The sequence below is a fragment of the Streptomyces durmitorensis genome (assembly GCF_023498005.1).
GTDB classification, from domain to species: Bacteria; Actinomycetota; Actinomycetes; order Streptomycetales; family Streptomycetaceae; genus Streptomyces; species Streptomyces durmitorensis.
Genome location: NZ_CP097289.1, coordinates 6,000,210 through 6,016,665, shown reverse-complemented (window position 1 = coordinate 6,016,665; position 16,456 = coordinate 6,000,210). Strand labels below are relative to the sequence as shown.

The window sequence follows — 16,456 nt, the reverse complement described above, 5'->3', positions numbered from 1 at the left end:
TATGTGTGGAATCGTCGGTTATATCGGCAAGCGTGACGTCGCCCCGCTGCTCCTCGAAGGCCTCCAGCGCCTGGAGTACCGCGGCTACGACTCCGCGGGCGTCGTCATCACCAGCCCCAAGGCCAACGGCCTGAAGATGGTCAAGGCGAAGGGCCGCGTCCGCGACCTGGAGGCCAAGGTGCCCGCCCGCTTCAAGGGCACCACCGGCATCGCCCACACCCGCTGGGCCACCCACGGCGCCCCGTCCGACGAGAACGCGCACCCGCACATGTCGGGCGACGACAAGGTCGCCGTCGTCCACAACGGCATCATCGACAACGCGTCCGAGCTGCGCGCCAAGCTCACCGCCGACGGCGTCGAGTTCCTCTCCGAGACGGACACCGAGGTCCTCACCCACCTCATCGCCCGCGCCCAGGCGGACAAGCTGGAGGACAAGGTCCGCGAGGCCCTGCGCCACGTCGAGGGCACGTACGGCATCGCCGTCCTGCACGCCGACTTCAACGACCGCATCGTCGTCGCCCGCAACGGCTCGCCCGTCGTCCTCGGCATCGGCGAGAAGGAGATGTTCGTCGCCTCGGACGTCGCCGCGCTCGTCTCGCACACCCGCCAGGTCGTCACCCTCGACGACGGCGAGATGGCCACCATCAAGGCCGACGACTACCGCACGTACACGACCGAGGGCTCGCGCACGACCGCCTCGCCGACCACCGTGGAGTGGGAGGCCGAGTCGTACGACATGGGCGGCCACGACACGTACATGCACAAGGAGATCTTCGAGCAGCCCGACGCGGTGGACCGCGTCCTGCGCGGCCGCATCGACGACCGCTTCTCCACCGTGCACCTCGGCGGCCTGAACCTCGACGCGCACGACGCCCGCAAGGTGCGCCGCGTCAAGATCCTCGGCTGCGGCACCTCGTACCACGCGGGCATGATCGGCGCCCAGATGATCGAGGAGCTGGCCCGCATCCCCGCGGACGCGGAGCCGGCGTCCGAGTTCCGCTACCGCAACGCGGTCGTGGACCCCGACACCCTCTACATCGCCGTCTCCCAGTCCGGCGAGACCTACGACGTCCTGGCCGCCGTCCAGGAGCTGAAGCGCAAGGGCGCCCGCGTCCTGGGCGTCGTGAACGTCGTCGGCTCCGCCATCGCCCGTGAGGCCGACGCGGGCGTGTACGTCCACGCGGGCCCCGAGGTCTGCGTCGTCTCGACCAAGTGCTTCACCAACACCACGGTCGCCTTCGGCCTGCTCGCCCTGCACCTGGGCCGCATCCGTGACCTGTCGGTCTCCGACGGCAAGCGGATCATCGAGGGCCTGCGCAAGCTGCCCGGCCAGATCTCGGAGATCCTCAAGCAGGAGGACGAGATCAAGAAGATCGCCAAGGAGTACGCGGAGGCCCGCTCGATGCTCTTCATCGGGCGCGTGCGCGGCTACCCCGTGGCCCGTGAGGCCTCCCTGAAGCTCAAGGAGGTCTCGTACATCCACGCCGAGGCCTACCCGGCCTCCGAGCTGAAGCACGGCCCGCTCGCCCTCATCGAGCCCGCGCTCCCCACGGTCGCGATCGTCCCGAACGATGACCTCCTGGAGAAGAACCGCGCCGCCCTGGAGGAGATCAAGGCCCGCAGCGGCAAGATCCTCGCGGTCGCGCACCAGGAGCAGGAGAAGGCCGACCAGACCATCCTGGTCCCGAAGAACGAGAACGAGCTGGACCCGATCCTGATGGGCATCCCGCTCCAACTCCTCGCCTACCACACGGCGTTGGCCCTGGGCCGCGACATCGACAAGCCGCGCAACCTGGCCAAGTCGGTGACCGTGGAGTAGAGGCGGAACGGAACGGGCCCCATGCGTGCCACCAAACGCAAGGGGCCCGTTCCCAGAGGGGCCGGGGGCGCCCATTCCCCCGACCCGCGCCTGCCTCAGCCGGTGGCCGTCACTCCCCGGCCGGCAGGGCGCCCGGGGAGGGCCGTGGGCCAGTGGGCCAGGGCTGCCGTGGCTCCGTACCAGGCGAGCAGGCCCGCGACCGCGGCGAACCAGCCGCCCGCCTTCGCGAGACCCGCGCTGTCACCGAACAGCGCGACGGCGATCAGGACGAGGGACACGAAGAGCAGTCCGTACGTCCCCCGCGCGAGCGCACTGGCGCCGGACGCCCCCAGGGCGAGGCTGAGCGTGACGAGCGCGCACAGGAGCAGGAAGAGACCCGCCGCGTTGGCCGAGACCTGCGCATCGGCCGAGACGCCCCAGGTGAACCAGAGCGCGCCGAGCGCGGTGAACGCCGTGCCGGTGAACGCGTCGCTGTCGCGGAACGCGAAGAGACCGGCGACGAACAGTGCGACGCCTCCCAGATACGTCGCGAGGGTGACGGCATCCGCCGCCGTCACTCCGTCGATCACTTCGGTGTGACCGATCCCGAAGGCCAACAGCGTGAGCCCCAGGGCGAGATGGCCGAGGGTCGAGGTGGTGCTTCCCGCAGAGACTTCTTTGTCCACGGCGGGCTCCCTTCATGTGCGGTGTGCAGTTGTTGCGCCACCAGTACGTACCCTTCACAAGGGCACAAACCACCTCTACGCACGAGTAGATTTATCTACACGGGAAGGAAGTTGACTCCGGAACACCCTCATCCCACCTGGGACGAAGGGGCGTTACGGAATGACGACGACGGGTCGTTGCGCACGGCGCGCGAGCCGGCCCGCGACCGAGCCGAAGATGCGCCCCACGATCCCGTGCGTCGACCCGACGACGATCGCGTCCGCCGAGTACTCCCGGCCGACCTCTTCGAGTTCGTGGCAGATGTCGCCGCCGCGCTCGACGAGGATCCAGGGCACTTCGGCCAGATAGTCCGCACAGGCGAGCTCCAGGCCGAGCACTTCCGTGCGGTGGTCCGGCACGTCGACGAAGACCGGCGGCTCGCAGCCCGCCCACACCGTGGTGGGGAGTCTGTTGGCGACATGCACGATGATCAGGCCGGAGCCCGAGCGGTGGGCCATCCCGATCGCGTACGAGAGAGCGCGCTCACTGGAGGTCGAGCCGTCGAAACCGACGACGACCCCGTGCCGGAAGGCCGGATCGCAGGAATGACGTGGTTCTTCCGCCGCCTGGGGGGTCGCTGTGGGATCGGCGACCTGCCGCTTGCGGTCCGCTGGTTCGGAGAATTCGTGACCGGCCATGGGTGTCTCGGCGAAGGAGTCCTCTGTGGGAGGGTCGGCTCTGTTCGGGTCGTACGGCGCAGTATGGAGCAGAACGGACAAGATCGGGCAGGGACGAGGAGGAGCGGCGACCACCGGAGCTGTGTCCGGGAATCATCTTCCCAACCCCATACCCCCAAGGGTACGGCGACACTCCTCTCCTGCCCAGAGCTTGTTTCCGGCCCTGCGGGAGCCTCACGGCGTTCACCGGAGCATGCATGAGCAGCGCCCGTATGGCAATGGTTGCTGCCCCGTACAGGCGGTTTGGGCACCCACCCGCGTGGGCCGCGATCGGCCACAAGGTTCACGCCAGTGACCGGCCGAGCGACCACGCGTTGAACTCCGGTACGCCACCGCCACAGGGAGCCCGCCGTGCCTGGACCGCCGTCCGTGTCCTCACAAGTCACGACGTCCTCACGAGTCACGACGCAGAGCCGCCGACGCCTACCGGAGGGGGCGCATGAGCGCCCGCGCGGCGGTGTCCCCGCACCGCGCGCCGAGGAGACGCCGCCCGCCCCCGCCCAGGACTCGGCGAGCGATGTCGTCCGCTGGGCCGCGTTCAGCTGCGTCCTGGTTCCCGTCGTCCTCGTGGGGTACGGGACATCGCTGGCCGGAGCCGCGGGATCGGCCCTCGGGCTCGTGGCCGTGACCGGGGTCTGCCGGCTGCTGCTTCGGCAGTCCGAGCGGGGCGCGGCGCGGCTGGTCGAGGAGCGGAGCCGCGAGCCCCGCGGGCGGCACGGAAGGACGGGCGCGGGGGCGCACCGGGGCGGTCGGCATGCTGGTGGGTCAGCACCGGAGGACTGACCGATTCGCGCGCACTCCCCCGTAGCTTTTCAGCCAACTTCCTATGGCCATGCATTCCTTGGCCGAAGGGGTACTCAACCCCGGTCCCACCAGGGCTGAAAGGCATGCGAAGGCCGCCTGAACCCTACGGGGACCGGCCACGGAGCCGAGGCGCACTTCCCAGCAACGCCCGTGAGTGCAACGCTTCGTGATCGACTGCTTCACGCCAAGTTGCCATGTCGACATAGTGCCGGGTCCTTAACTGGTCACCCCGGCAGCACGGGACGCAGTAGATTCGATCATGACTGTATTACGGCGGGGGACTGGTGGAGGACCGAGGGGAAACGTGCAGGAGCGACAGGTCCGACAGGAACGCCAAGAGCGCCGGGAACGCAGGGACCGCAGAAAACACAGAGAAGACAGAGCTGGCCAAGCACAGGGAGCCGCGACGACCGAGGGGGGCTTAGCACCATGAGCCACGACTCCACTGCCGTGCAAGAAGCCGTGTCGCGGAAGCTTTCCGGACGCCGCCGCAGGGAGATTGTCGCGGTGCTGCTGTTCAGCGGTGGCCCCATCTTCGAGAGTTCCATACCGCTCTCCGTGTTCGGGATCGATCGGCAGGACGCCGGGGTCCCCCGCTACCGGTTGCTGGTGTGCGCCGGTGAAGAGGGTCCGCTGCGTACGACCGGGGGGCTCGAACTCACCGCGCCACATGGCCTGGAGGCCATAGGGCGTGCGGGCACCGTCGTGGTGCCGGCCTGGCGGTCGATCACATCGCCGCCACCGCCGGAGGCACTCGACGCGCTGCGCCGCGCGCACGAAGAAGGTGCCCGCATCGTGGGCCTGTGCACCGGGGCATTCGTGCTCGCGGCGGCCGGCCTGCTGGACGGCAGGCCCGCGACCACGCACTGGATGTACGCACCGACGCTGGCCAAGCGGTATCCGTCCGTCCATGTGGACCCACGTGAGCTGTTCGTGGACGACGGGGACGTGCTCACGAGCGCGGGGACCGCGGCCGGAATCGATCTGTGCCTGCACATCGTGCGCACCGACCACGGCAACGAGGCGGCGGGCGCTCTCGCCCGCAGGCTCGTCGTGCCTCCGCGCAGGGCCGGCGGCCAGGAGCGCTATCTCGACAGGTCTTTACCAGAGGAGATCGGCGCCGACCCGCTCGCCGAGGTCGTCGCCTGGGCCCTGGAACATCTCCACGAGCAGTTCGACGTGGAGACCCTGGCCGCGCGCGCGTACATGAGCAGGCGGACCTTCGACCGCAGGTTCCGCTCACTCACCGGGAGCGCTCCCCTGCAGTGGCTGATCACTCAGCGCGTACTGCAGGCGCAGCGGCTGCTCGAGACCTCCGACTACTCCGTCGACGAGGTCGCGGGCCGTTGCGGCTTCCGCTCGCCCGTGGCCCTGCGCGGCCACTTCCGCCGCCAGCTGGGCTCCTCGCCCGCTGCCTACCGGGCCGCTTACCGCGCCCGCAGGCCGCAGGGGGGTGAGCGGGCCATGCTGGAATCCGCGCCGCCCGTTCCCAGCACGCCGACGGTGAACGCGGAGAGCGGCCCTGTTCCGTCCCAGACACGGCGTACGGCTGCCGCGAGCGCCTTCGGCCCGTCGGCGTCGCTGTCCGCGGATCCGGGAAAGCCGAGCTCGGATGTGTACGCGCCAGGCCGTCCGCCACTGCCCGGCCAGAGGAGCGCGCCGTAGGGTAAGACGCATGAACGATCGCATGGTGTGGATCGACTGCGAGATGACCGGGCTCTCGCTGACGGATGACGCACTTATCGAGGTGGCCGCACTGGTCACCGACTCGGAACTGAACGTGCTCGGCGAAGGTGTGGACATCGTGATCCGCCCGCCGGACGCGGCGCTGGAGACCATGCCCGAGGTGGTGCGCAAAATGCACACCACCTCGGGGCTCCTCGACGAACTGGCCTCTGGCACGACGCTGGCCGACGCCGAGGAGCAGGTCCTGGCGTACGTACGTGAGCACGTCAAGGAGCCGCGCAAGGCTCCGCTCTGCGGGAACTCGGTCGGCACCGACCGCGGCTTCCTGCTGCGCGACATGCGGACACTGGAGGAGTTTCTCCACTACCGCATCGTCGACGTCTCCTCCATCAAGGAACTCGCCCGGCGGTGGTACCCCCGGGCGTACTTCAACAGCCCGGACAAGAACGGCAACCACCGGGCGCTTGCCGACATCCGCGAGTCCATCGCCGAGCTGCGCTACTACCGCGAGGCGGTCTTCGTGCCGCAGCCCGGACCGGACTCGGACACCGCGAAAACCATCGCGGCGAAGTACGTGCTGCCTGCGGAGTAGCCTCCGCGGAACCCTTCTGTACGGGGTCCGGAAAACGCGTGCGCGAGCACCCCTTCGGACCCTGTACACTTTTTCTCGGCCGGTCGGAAGAAAGAAAAACGACCGGACATGGTGGGTGTAGCTCAGTTGGTAGAGCACCTGGTTGTGGTCCAGGTGGCCGCGGGTTCAAGTCCCGTCACTCACCCTGAATGAAGAAGGCCCGGTCCGTGAAAACGGACCGGGCCTTCTTCGTGTCTGCGACTCTGCGACGGTTCGGCTCTCGCGCCTCTCACACAGGGCGCGCTCTCACACGGGGCGCGAAAGCCGCCCCCATGGTCTGCCCGCGCACACCCTTCCCCCTCGCGCGGGGCAGGTGCACAGTGCGTGTGGCGCTTCGTGCGGCCCGTGTCGGTACGGGACGCCGGGGCGCAAGGGCCGTCGGTTGCCTCCCGCGTCGGCGGCCCGCAGAAGCCTCAGGACGACTGCCGCTCCACCAGTTCCGTCGGCAGCACCAGTTGGCGGTGTTCGAGGCGCCGGGCGGATGCCGGGCGGTCGTCCGCGATCTCGGCGAGCAGCAGGTCGATCATCGCCCGGCCCATCTCCTCGATCGGCTGGCGCACGCTCGTCAGCGGCGGGTCCATGTGCCGGGCGATGGCCGAGTCGTCGAAGCCGACGAGGGCCACGTCGTCGGGTATCCGGCGCCCGGCCTCCCGAAGGACCTGGCGCGCGCCCGCGGCCATCACGTCCGAGCCCGCGAACACCGCGTCGATGCCGGGGCAGGCCTCCAGAAGCTCCGCCATCGCCCGGCGGCCGCCCTCCTCCGTGAAGTCGCCGGGCGCGATCAGGCGCTCGTCCACGGAGTGGCCCGCGTCCGACAGTGCGGCGCGGTAGCCGTCCAGGCGGCGCTGGGCGCCGTAGACGTCCAGGCGGCCGGTGATGGTGGCTATGGACGTGCGGCCGCGGGCCAGGAGGTGCTCCACCGCCGAGTGCGCGCCCGCGAAGTTGTCGGAGTCCACCGAGGGCAGCGCCTCGTCGGCCGAGCGGCGGCCGCTGATCACCGCGGGGATCTCCAGCTGGGCGAGGAGGTCCGGCAGCGGGTCGTCGGCGTGGACGGAGACAAGCAGGACGCCGTCGACGCGGTGGGCCGCCAGATACTGCGCCAGGCGCTGACGCCTGCGGTCGTTCCCGGCGAAGATCAGCAGGAGCTGCATCTCCGTCTCGCCGAGCTCCGCTCCGACACCGCGCAGGACGTCGGAGAAGTACGGCTCGGCGAAGAAGCGGGTCTCGGGCTCGGGCACGACCAGGGCGATGGCGTCCGTGCGGTTGGCGGCCAGGGCACGGGCCGCCGTGTTCGGGACGTAACCGAGCTCCGCGACGGCGGCCTCGACGGCCGTCCTGGTCGCCTCGCTCACCCGCGGCGAGCCGTTGATCACCCGGGAGACCGTCCCGCGGCCCACCCCTGCCCTCGCGGCGACCTCCTCCAGGGTCGGTCGCCCGCCACTGCGGCTGCGCGCACCGTGAGCTGCCATTGTCCGCCTCCCGTCGCACTTCCCCCGGCGAGGAATGTAGAGGAATGTAACAGCCTGATCATCACCGGGCGGCTGGGCCGAACGCGCGAGCACCCTCACCGCGACCCGAGTGTCGGCCCGAGTAACAGCCCGATAACTGAAGACATATCTCTATGTCCGGTCCCTTGACACCCCCGCCCCCAGCCACGACTCTTCAACTCATCACTTGTGGGAGCGCTCCCACACTACCTGACACGTACACAACCCGCACGTTCCCCGCCCGAGCCGAAGAGTCAAACAACGGGGCAAGAAGCGCAGTTGGCCGGGGGGTCGGCACGTCAGGCAACAGGAGGACGCAATGAGCACGAGTTCCCGCCGACCACACCGTCTGGTGGCTTTCGCGGCCGTGTCCGCGCTGGCCACGAGCCTGCTGGCCGGGTGTTCCAGCGACGACGACAGCGGCTCGGAGGGCGGTGACGGCAAGGTCACGCTCAATGTGGGCACGTTCGGTGTGCTTGGCCTGAAGCAGGCAGGTCTCTACGCCGAGTACGAGAAGTCGCACCCGAACATCAAGATCAAAGAGAACGTCATCGAGCGGAACGACGCCTACTACCCGAAGCTTCTGACCCAGCTCCAGTCCGGCGCCGGCGTGAACGACGTGGCGGCCATAGAGGTCAGCAACATCACCGAGGTCGTGCAGACCCAGGGCGCCAAGTTCGAGGACCTGAGCAAGGCGGAGGGCGTGGACAAGGCCACGTACCTCGACTGGAAGTGGAAGCAGGCCACGACCGAGGACGGCAAGACGGTCGGCCTCGGCGTCGACATCGGCCCGACGGCGCTCTGTTACCGCAAGGACCTCTTCAAGAAGGCCGGTCTGCCCACCGACCGCGAGGAGCTCGCCAAGGAGTGGGCGGGCGACTGGGACAAGTACGTCGCGCTCGGCGAGAAGTACATGAAGAAGGCCCCCGGCGAGACCAAGTTCGTCGACTCCGCCTCCAGTGTCTACAACGCCGTCTTCGCCGGTGCGAAAGAGCGGTACTACGACAAGGGCGGCAAGGAGATCTACGAGGACAGCAAGGGCCGCAAGGACGCCTGGGACGCGGCGATGAAGGTCGCGAAGGGCGACATGTCGTCCAAGCTCAAGCAGTTCGACCCGACGTGGGACCAGGGCTTCGCCAACGCCAAGTTCGCCACCGTGGCCTGCCCCGCGTGGATGGCCGGCTACATCCAGGAGAAGACCGGCCCGGAGGGCAAGGGCCAGTGGGACATGGCCAAGGCGCCCACGGACGGCAACTGGGGAGGAACGTTCCTCGGCGTGCCGAGCGCGGGCAAGCACAAGAAGGAGGCGACCGAGCTCGCCGTCTGGCTGACCCAGCCCGAGCAGCTCGCGAAGGTCTTCGCCAAGCAGGCCAGCTTCCCGTCCACCCCGTCGGCGTACGACACGCTGAAGCCGTCGCCCGCCACCAAGGCGTACTTCAATGACGCGCCCATCACGCAGATCTTCGCCGACATCGCGAAGAACACCCCGGCGGCCGTCTACGGCCTCAAGGACGCCCAGATCGGCCAGTCCATCACGGACATCGGTGTCCTCCAGGTGGAGCAACAGGGCAAGTCTCCCGCAGAGGGCTGGGAAGCCGCTCAGAAGGAGATCAAGGATGTTCTGGGACAGTGACGCGCATGTCCGAGACCGCTGAGTACGCCGAGACCGCGTCCCCCGGTGAGGGGGACGCGGCCCCGGCCGCGTCCGGGAGCCGTAAAGGCTCCCCCACGTCCTCGTGGCGCAGTCGCCTGTACCGCTGGGACATAAAGGCGTCGCCGTACGTCTTCGTCGCCCCGTTCTTCCTCTTCTTCGGCGCCTTCGGCCTGTTCCCGCTGCTCTACACCGGCTGGGCATCGCTGCATCGCCTGGAGCTGACCAACCTCGACGACAGCACCTGGCTCGGCCTGGAGAACTACACCAACCTGCTGCAGAGCGACTACTTCTGGAACGCGCTCGGCAACACCTTCACCATCGGCATCATCTCCACCGTCCCCCAGCTCGCCGTCGCACTCGGCATCGCGCATCTGCTCAACTACAAGCTGCGCGGCTCCACCCTGTGGCGCGTGGCGATGCTCGCTCCGTACGCCACGTCGGTGGCGAGCGCATCGCTGGTCTTCACGCTGCTGTTCGCCTGGGACGGCGGCATGGTCAACTGGGTGATCGGTTCCGTCGGCATCGACCCCGTCAACTGGCGTGAATCGTCCTGGGGTTCACAGTTCGCGGTGTCGTCGATCGTCATCTGGCGGTGGACCGGCTACAACGCGCTGATCTATCTGGCGGCGATGCAGGCCGTGCCGCACGACCTGTACGAGTCGGCCTCGCTCGACGGCGCATCGCGCTGGCAGCAGTTCCGGCACGTGACGATCCCGATGCTGCGTCCGACGATCCTGTTCACGGTGGTCGTCTCGACCATCGGGGCGACCCAACTCTTCGGTGAGCCCCTGCTGTTCGGCGGCACGGCCGGGTCCAAGGGCGGCGCGGACCACCAGTTCCAGACGCTGGGTCTCTATCTGTACGACCAGGGCTGGATCAACGGCCATCTGGGGCGCGCCTCGGCCGTCGCCTGGCTGATGCTCGTGATCCTGCTGCTCATCGCCGCGGTCAATCTGCTGATCGCCCGACGTCTGAGGAAGGCCCAATGAAGTCCGGCACCATGGCCCCCGAGGACCGGCGTCCCGTGGCCCCCAAGGCCGGGCGTCCCCTGGGTCTGAAGGCCGGCCGCACGATGCACGCGGGGCCCGTGACCTACCTCGTCCTCGCGCTGTTCACGGCCGTCTCGCTCGCGCCGCTGATCTGGACGGCGATCGCGGCCTCGCGCACGAGCGGGCGGCTCGCCCAGACCCCGCCGCCGCTGTGGTTCGGCGGCAATCTGTTCAAGAACCTCGAACGGGCGTGGACCGAGGCGAGCCTGGGCGACGCGATGCTCAACACCACGATCGTGGCGGGCAGCATCACGATCGGCACCGTCCTGTTCTCCACGATCGCCGGATTCGCCTTCGCCAAGCTGAAGTTCAAGTTCAGCGGGCTGCTGCTCCTGCTGACCATCGGCACGATGATGGTGCCGCCGCAGCTCAGCGTCGTACCGCTCTATCTGTGGATCGCGGACCTGCAGTGGACCAACCAGCTCCAGGCGGTGATCCTGCCGACGTTCGTGAGCGCCTTCGGGGTGTTCTTCATGCGGCAGTACCTCCTTCAGGCGCTGCCGAGCGAGCTCATCGAGGCGGCCCGGATGGACGGGGCCAGCAGCCTGCGGATCATCTGGCACGTGGTGTTCCCGGCGGCACGGCCCGCGATGGCGGTCCTCGGTCTGCTTACGTTCGTCATGGCCTGGAACGACTTCCTCTGGCCGATCATCGCGCTGAACCAGTCGAACCCCACCGTGCAGGTGGCGCTCAACTCGCTCGGCACGGGCTACATCCCGGACCGGGCGGTGATCATGGCGGGCGCCCTGCTCGGCACGCTGCCGCTGCTCCTGGCGTTCGTCATCTTCGGCAAGCAGATCGTGAGCGGCATCATGCAGGGCGCGGTCAAGGGCTGAGCCCTCTCCGCCTGCCGCAGCTCGTATCTCTCTCCCGCCAGGGTCGAGTCGCCGCCACCTCGGCCCTGGCCACCAGCCCGCTCTTCCTTGTCCTTCTTCCCCCCTCCCATGGGAGCGCTTCCATGCCTGAATCCCTCACCTTTCCGGCCGACTTCCTCTGGGGCGCGGCCACGTCCGCGTACCAGATCGAGGGCGCCGTACGCGAAGACGGCCGCACCCCCTCCATCTGGGACACCTTCAGCCACACGCCCGGCAGGACGGCCGACGGCGACACCGGTGACGTGGCCGTCGAGCACTACCACCGCTACCGCGACGACGTGGCGCTCATGGCGGACCTCGGTCTGAACGCCTACCGGTTCTCCGTCTCCTGGTCGCGGGTGCAGCCCACCGGGCGCGGCCCCGCCGTCCAGCGCGGCCTCGACTTCTACCGGCGGCTCGTCGACGAGCTGCTCGGCAAGGGCATCAAGCCCGCCCTGACGCTCTACCACTGGGATCTGCCACAGGAGTTGGAGGACGCGGGCGGCTGGCCGGCGCGGGAGACCGCCTACCGGTTCGCCGAGTACGCGGGCTTCGTCGCCGAGGCGCTCGGTGACCGCGTCGAGTCGTGGATCACGCTCAACGAGCCGTGGTGCAGCGCCTTTCTGGGCTACGGCTCCGGTGTGCACGCCCCCGGCCGCACCGACCCGGCGGCCGCGCTCCAGGCCGCGCACCACCTCAACCTCGCGCACGGCCTGGGCACGCAGGCGCTGCGCGCGGCCCTGCCCGCCCGCGCCCGGGTCGCGGTGAGCCTCAACTCCTCGGTGGTCAGGGCGGTTTCGGAGAGCCCCGCGGACCTGGACGCCCGCCGCCGCATCGACAACCTCGCCAACGGTGTCTTCCACGGCCCGATGCTGCACGGCGCCTACCCCGCGGACCTGCTCACCGACACGGCCCGGGTCACCGACTGGTCCTTCGTGCAGGACGGCGACCTGGCCGCCGCCCACCAGCCGCTGGACGCGCTCGGCCTGAACTACTACACGCCCGCGCTGGTCTCGGCCGCGCACGACGAGCCGGGCAGCCCGCGCGCCGACGGGCACGGCGCGAGCGAGCACTCGCCGTGGCCGGGCTCCGACGACGTGGCCTTCCACCAGACGCCGGGCGACCGCACCGAGATGGGCTGGACCATCGACCCGACGGGGCTGCACGAGCTGATCATGCGCTACTCACGGGAGGCGCCGGGCCTTCCGCTGTACGTCACCGAGAACGGCGCGGCCTACGACGACAAGCCGGACGCGGAAGGCCGCGTCCACGACCCGGAGCGCATCGCCTACCTCCACGGCCACCTGGCCGCCGTGCGCCGGGCCATCACGGACGGGGCCGACGTCCGCGGCTACTACCTCTGGTCCCTGATGGACAACTTCGAATGGTCGTACGGCTACGGAAAGCGCTTCGGCGCGGTGTACGTCGACTACGAGACGCAGGCCCGCGTCCCGAAGTCCAGCGCCCACTGGTACGCGGCGGTCGCGGCCGCCGGTGAGCTGCCGCTGGAGGGCGCCGTGGGCTGACCCCGCGGGAAACGGACCAGGAGCCGAGTGGCACGCCGCCACTCGGCTCCTTAGGTTTCCCGTATGCCACATATCGTCATAGATCAGGCACGGTGAGCGTCGATGGGCGTACTCCGTGATCACCCCGAGTTCGCGCTGTTCATCTGCCTCGCCCTGGGCTACCTGGTGGGCAAGGTGCGCGTCGGTCCCATCACCCTGGGCGGCATCTGCGGCACGCTGATCGTCTCGCTGCTGCTCGGCGCCTGGGCCAAGGTCGTCGTCTCCGACGACGTCAAGACGATCTTCTTCGCGCTCTTCATCTTCGCCCTCGGCTATCTCGCGGGCCCCCAGTTCTTCTCCAACCTCAACCGCGAGAGCCTGCGCTTCTTCGCGCTCTGCGGGATCGAGCTCGTCTGTGTCCTCGGCATCGCGTTCGGCCTCGCCAAGGCCTTCGACCTGGACGTCGGCACCGCGTCCGGCATCCTGGCGGGCGCGGCCACCGAGTCGGCCGTCGTCGGTACGGCGACCGAGGCCATCGGCAAGCTCGACGGGCTCACCCCGGACCAGATCACCCAGTACCAGGGGCACGTCGCCACCGCGTACACGGTCTGCTACCTCTTCGGCCTGATCACCATCGTGCTCTACACCAGCCAGATCATGCCGATGATGCTGCGCATCAACCTGCGGGACGCCTCGCGCGAGCTGTGGGAGAAGATGCGCGGCGCGGGCGGCGGCCTGGAGTCCGACGAGCGCCAGGCGCTGCCCGGCATGGTCGGCCGCACCTATCTGGTGACCACGGGCGACGGCAGGACCGTCGGCGATCTGGAGGCGGAGCTCGACGGCCGGGTCACCGTCGAGGCCGTCAAGCGCGGCAGCAAGCAGCTCACGCCCGCGCCCGGCCTCGCGCTCACCCTCTCCGACCTGGTCCTCGTGGTCGGCCGCCGCGCCAACGTCATCGAGTCGGGGCACCTCATCGGCCCCGAGACCCCCGGCATCCCCGGCGTCGACACCCCCCTCGCCACCGCCCAGGTCGCCGTCACCGAGAAGGCGTCGGACGGCCTGAGCGTGGACGACCTCCAGCGCGCCCATCCCGAGTTCATCAAGGACGGCGTGTACGTCACCGACGTACTGCGCGGTGATCAGCATCTGCCCGCGGCCGGCTCCACCACCGTGCGCCGCGGTGACGTGCTCACCCTGGTGGGCGCGCGCTCCGGCCTGAACAAGCTGGTCGCCAGGATCGGCGCGGTCGTCAAGAACGACGCCACCGACTTCATCTATCTGGGCCTCGGCATCGCGGCGGGATCCCTGCTCGGCCAGGTCGTCGTGCACTTCGGCGACGTGCCGATGTCGCTCGGCACGGGCGGCGGCTGTCTGATCTCCGGGCTGCTCTTCGGCTGGTTCCGCTCCCGCAAGCAGACCTTCGGGGCGTTCCCGCCGCAGGCCGCCAACACCCTGAAGGACATGGGCCTGGCGATCTTCATCGCCTGTACGGGGCTCGTCTCGGGGCCTCAGGCCTGGCCGCTGCTCAAGGAGTACGGGGCGCTGCTCCCGTTCGCCGGGATCGCGATGGTCCTCGTGCCCGCGACGATCTCGCTCGTCGTCGGCCGCAAGCTCCTGAAGATCGAGAAACCGCTCCTGATCGGAGCCATCGCGGGACAGCAGTGCTCGACCCCGGCCATCACCTCCGTCACCCAGGTGGCCCAGAGCTCGGTCCCGCTGCTCGGCTACACGATCACCTACGCGCTCTCGAACTTCCTGCTCCCCCTGACCGGGCCGATCCTCGTCGGCGTACTCGGCGCCTGAGACGGCGCACCCGGAGGGTAGAAAATGATCGACTTCCTCAACCGGAACATCTTCCAGCCCCATCCCGAGCTGCTCGTCTTCATCACCGTGGCCATCGGATTCCTCTTCGGGAAGCTGCGCTACAAGGCCATCGGACTCGGCGCGGTCACCGGCTGTCTCATCGCGGGGCTGCTGCTCGGGGCGCAGTTCAAGGTCGAGATCGACGGGACGGTGAAGAACCTCTTCTTCACGATGTTCCTCTTCGCCCTCGGCTACAAGGTCGGCCCGCAGTTCTTCCGGGGCCTGAAGAAGGACGGCCTTCCGCAGGTCCTCAACGCGGTCGTGGTCTGTGTGACGGGCCTGCTCGTCTGCTGGGGCTTCGCCGCGATGCTCGGCTACGGCCCGGGGCTCTCGGCGGGACTGCTCGGCGGGGCGCTCACGCAGTCCGCCGTCATCGGTGTCGCGGGCGACGCGATCTCCAATCTGCCGGGGCTCAGCTCCGCGCAGGTCAAGAGCGAGTCGAACCTGGTCGCCATCGGGTACGCGGTGACGTATCCCCTCGGCACGATCCTCTGCGCGATGCTGCTCGCCAACGTCCTGCCCAAGCTCTACCGGCGCGACCTGGCCGCCGAATCGGCCGCTCTGGCGGCGGAGTTGGACGCTCCCGGCGACAACCCCGACCTGGCAGAGGGCTACTACGAGGTCGTCCTGCGGGCCTACACCCTCCAGCGCCCCGACCTCGCGGGGCGCACCATCGAGGACTTCGAGAACCAGCAGCGCGAGCTGGGCCGCCGGGTCTACATCACGCGCGTACGCAGGGAAGGGAACATCCTCGACCACGACCAGCAGACGGCGCTGCGCGAAGGGGACGTCGTCGCGCTGAGCGCGCTGCGCGGCTCGCTCGTCGAGTTCGACCCCCGCACGCACATCGGCTCCGAGACCGACGACGTCGAACTCCTCGGCTACCAGACCGAGTCACTGCACGTCGTCGCCTCCGAGAAGGCGCAACTGGGCAAGACCATCGGCGACTTGCGCCGTGAGCCGTTCATGGTCGGTGTGTACGTGTCCAAGCTGTACCGCTCGGGCGCGGAGTTCCCCTACCGCCTCTCCACGAAGCTGGAGCGCGGCGACACCCTGATCCTCACCGGACCCAAGCGCCTGGTGGACCCGGCGGGCAAGGAGCTCGGCAAGCCCGTGCCGACGTCCTTCGCCACCGACATGCTCTGGGTGGGCCTCGGCATCTTCCTCGGCGGCTGCATCGGCATCCCCGCGCTGACCGCGGGCGGCGTGCCGATCTCGCTCTCCACGTCCGGCGGCGCGCTCATCATGGGCCTGGTCTTCGGGTGGATCCGCGGCAAGTACCCGACGTACGGGAACGTGCCGCCGGGCGCCCAGTGGTTCATGGACACCCTCGGGCTCTGCCTCTTCGTCGCGGTCGTCGGCATCAACGCCGGGCCGAGCTTCACCTCGGGCCTGTCGACGGCGGGCTGGGGCCTGCTCCTGTTCGGCGCGATCGCCACGCTGATCCCGCTGATCGTCGGCTTCCTCTTCGGGCACTACGTCCAGAAGATCCGCTTCCCGATCCTGATGGGAGTGCTCGCGGGCGGCCAGACCACCACCGCGGCGATCGGCGCGATCAACGAGACGTCCAGGTCCCAGATCCCGACGCTCGGTTACACGATCCCCTACGCCGTCGGAAACGTGCTCCTGACCATCTGGGGCGCGGTCATCGTCCTGCTCCACCACTGATGCCCCCTGCCCCTGCCCCTGTTCCCGTACGTCCGTACGCATGTGAGGAATGAG

At 69.0% G+C, this 16,456-nt stretch carries 13 protein-coding genes and 1 tRNA gene; 11 read left to right on the top strand and 3 right to left on the bottom strand.

The features are described 5' to 3' along the window. Position 1: 1 nt before the first annotated feature. Positions 2-1,819 (top strand): glutamine--fructose-6-phosphate transaminase (isomerizing), encoded by a 1,818-nt coding sequence (glmS, locus tag M4V62_RS26945; protein WP_249589788.1) that lies wholly within the window; start codon positions 2-4, stop codon positions 1,817-1,819. A gap of 95 nt (positions 1,820-1,914) precedes the next feature. Here the strand turns inward: glmS and M4V62_RS26940 are convergent, their stop codons facing one another. Together M4V62_RS26940 and M4V62_RS26935 are read right to left on the bottom strand one after the other, a co-directional pair. Continuing rightward, complete coding sequence (locus tag M4V62_RS26940) at positions 1,915-2,484, bottom strand: GPR1/FUN34/YaaH family transporter (protein ID WP_249589787.1); 570 nt, start codon at positions 2,482-2,484, stop codon at positions 1,915-1,917. 153 nt (positions 2,485-2,637) lie between these two features. Then, complete coding sequence (locus M4V62_RS26935; RefSeq protein WP_135333169.1) at positions 2,638-3,162, bottom strand: universal stress protein; 525 nt, start codon at positions 3,160-3,162, stop codon at positions 2,638-2,640. Between the two features lie 408 nt (positions 3,163-3,570). Between M4V62_RS26935 and M4V62_RS26930 the strand changes: the two genes are divergently transcribed. The 4 genes from M4V62_RS26930 (at position 3,571) to M4V62_RS26915 (ending at position 6,467) form a co-directional block, all read left to right on the top strand. Then, a complete protein-coding gene (locus M4V62_RS26930) occupies positions 3,571-3,984 on the top strand; it encodes a hypothetical protein (protein ID WP_249589786.1) in 414 nt (137 codons plus the stop codon). Positions 3,985-4,434: 450 nt separating this feature from the next. Next, positions 4,435-5,670, top strand: coding sequence for a GlxA family transcriptional regulator (locus M4V62_RS26925; protein ID WP_249589785.1), 1,236 nt, complete (start codon positions 4,435-4,437; stop codon positions 5,668-5,670). A 10-nt stretch (positions 5,671-5,680) separates the two neighbouring features. Next, positions 5,681-6,283, top strand: coding sequence for an oligoribonuclease (gene orn, locus M4V62_RS26920; protein WP_249589784.1), 603 nt, complete (start codon positions 5,681-5,683; stop codon positions 6,281-6,283). Positions 6,284-6,394: 111 nt separating this feature from the next. Further along, a tRNA-His gene (locus M4V62_RS26915) sits at positions 6,395-6,467 on the top strand. A gap of 268 nt (positions 6,468-6,735) precedes the next feature. Here M4V62_RS26915 and M4V62_RS26910 read toward each other — a convergent pair. After that, a complete protein-coding gene (locus tag M4V62_RS26910) occupies positions 6,736-7,791 on the bottom strand; it encodes a LacI family DNA-binding transcriptional regulator (RefSeq protein ID WP_249589783.1) in 1,056 nt (351 codons plus the stop codon). Positions 7,792-8,128: 337 nt separating this feature from the next. Here M4V62_RS26910 and M4V62_RS26905 point away from each other — a divergent pair, with 337 nt between their 5' ends. From M4V62_RS26905 to aspT (M4V62_RS26880), 6 genes are all read left to right on the top strand, one after another. Next, positions 8,129-9,442 carry an ABC transporter substrate-binding protein gene (locus tag M4V62_RS26905; RefSeq protein WP_249589782.1) on the top strand — a complete coding sequence of 438 codons (1,314 nt, stop codon included), beginning with the start codon at positions 8,129-8,131 and terminating at the stop codon, positions 9,440-9,442. 5 nt (positions 9,443-9,447) lie between these two features. Beyond that, positions 9,448-10,452: a carbohydrate ABC transporter permease gene (locus tag M4V62_RS26900; protein WP_249589781.1), complete on the top strand. Its 1,005-nt coding sequence runs from the start codon at positions 9,448-9,450 to the stop codon at positions 10,450-10,452. A gap of 11 nt (positions 10,453-10,463) precedes the next feature. Beyond that, entirely contained in the window at positions 10,464-11,348 is an 885-nt protein-coding gene (locus M4V62_RS26895; protein ID WP_249593015.1) for a carbohydrate ABC transporter permease, read from the top strand. Positions 11,349-11,470: 122 nt separating this feature from the next. Continuing rightward, the gene (locus tag M4V62_RS26890) at positions 11,471-12,892 is read left to right on the top strand and encodes a GH1 family beta-glucosidase (RefSeq protein WP_249589780.1); all 1,422 of its coding nucleotides are present in this window, start codon (positions 11,471-11,473) and stop codon (positions 12,890-12,892) included. Between the two features lie 102 nt (positions 12,893-12,994). After that, the gene (aspT, locus tag M4V62_RS26885; RefSeq protein ID WP_249589779.1) at positions 12,995-14,674 is read left to right on the top strand and encodes an aspartate-alanine antiporter; all 1,680 of its coding nucleotides are present in this window, start codon (positions 12,995-12,997) and stop codon (positions 14,672-14,674) included. 24 nt (positions 14,675-14,698) lie between these two features. Further along, complete coding sequence (aspT, locus tag M4V62_RS26880; RefSeq protein ID WP_249589778.1) at positions 14,699-16,402, top strand: aspartate-alanine antiporter; 1,704 nt, start codon at positions 14,699-14,701, stop codon at positions 16,400-16,402. The last annotated feature ends 54 nt before the right edge of the window (positions 16,403-16,456 follow it).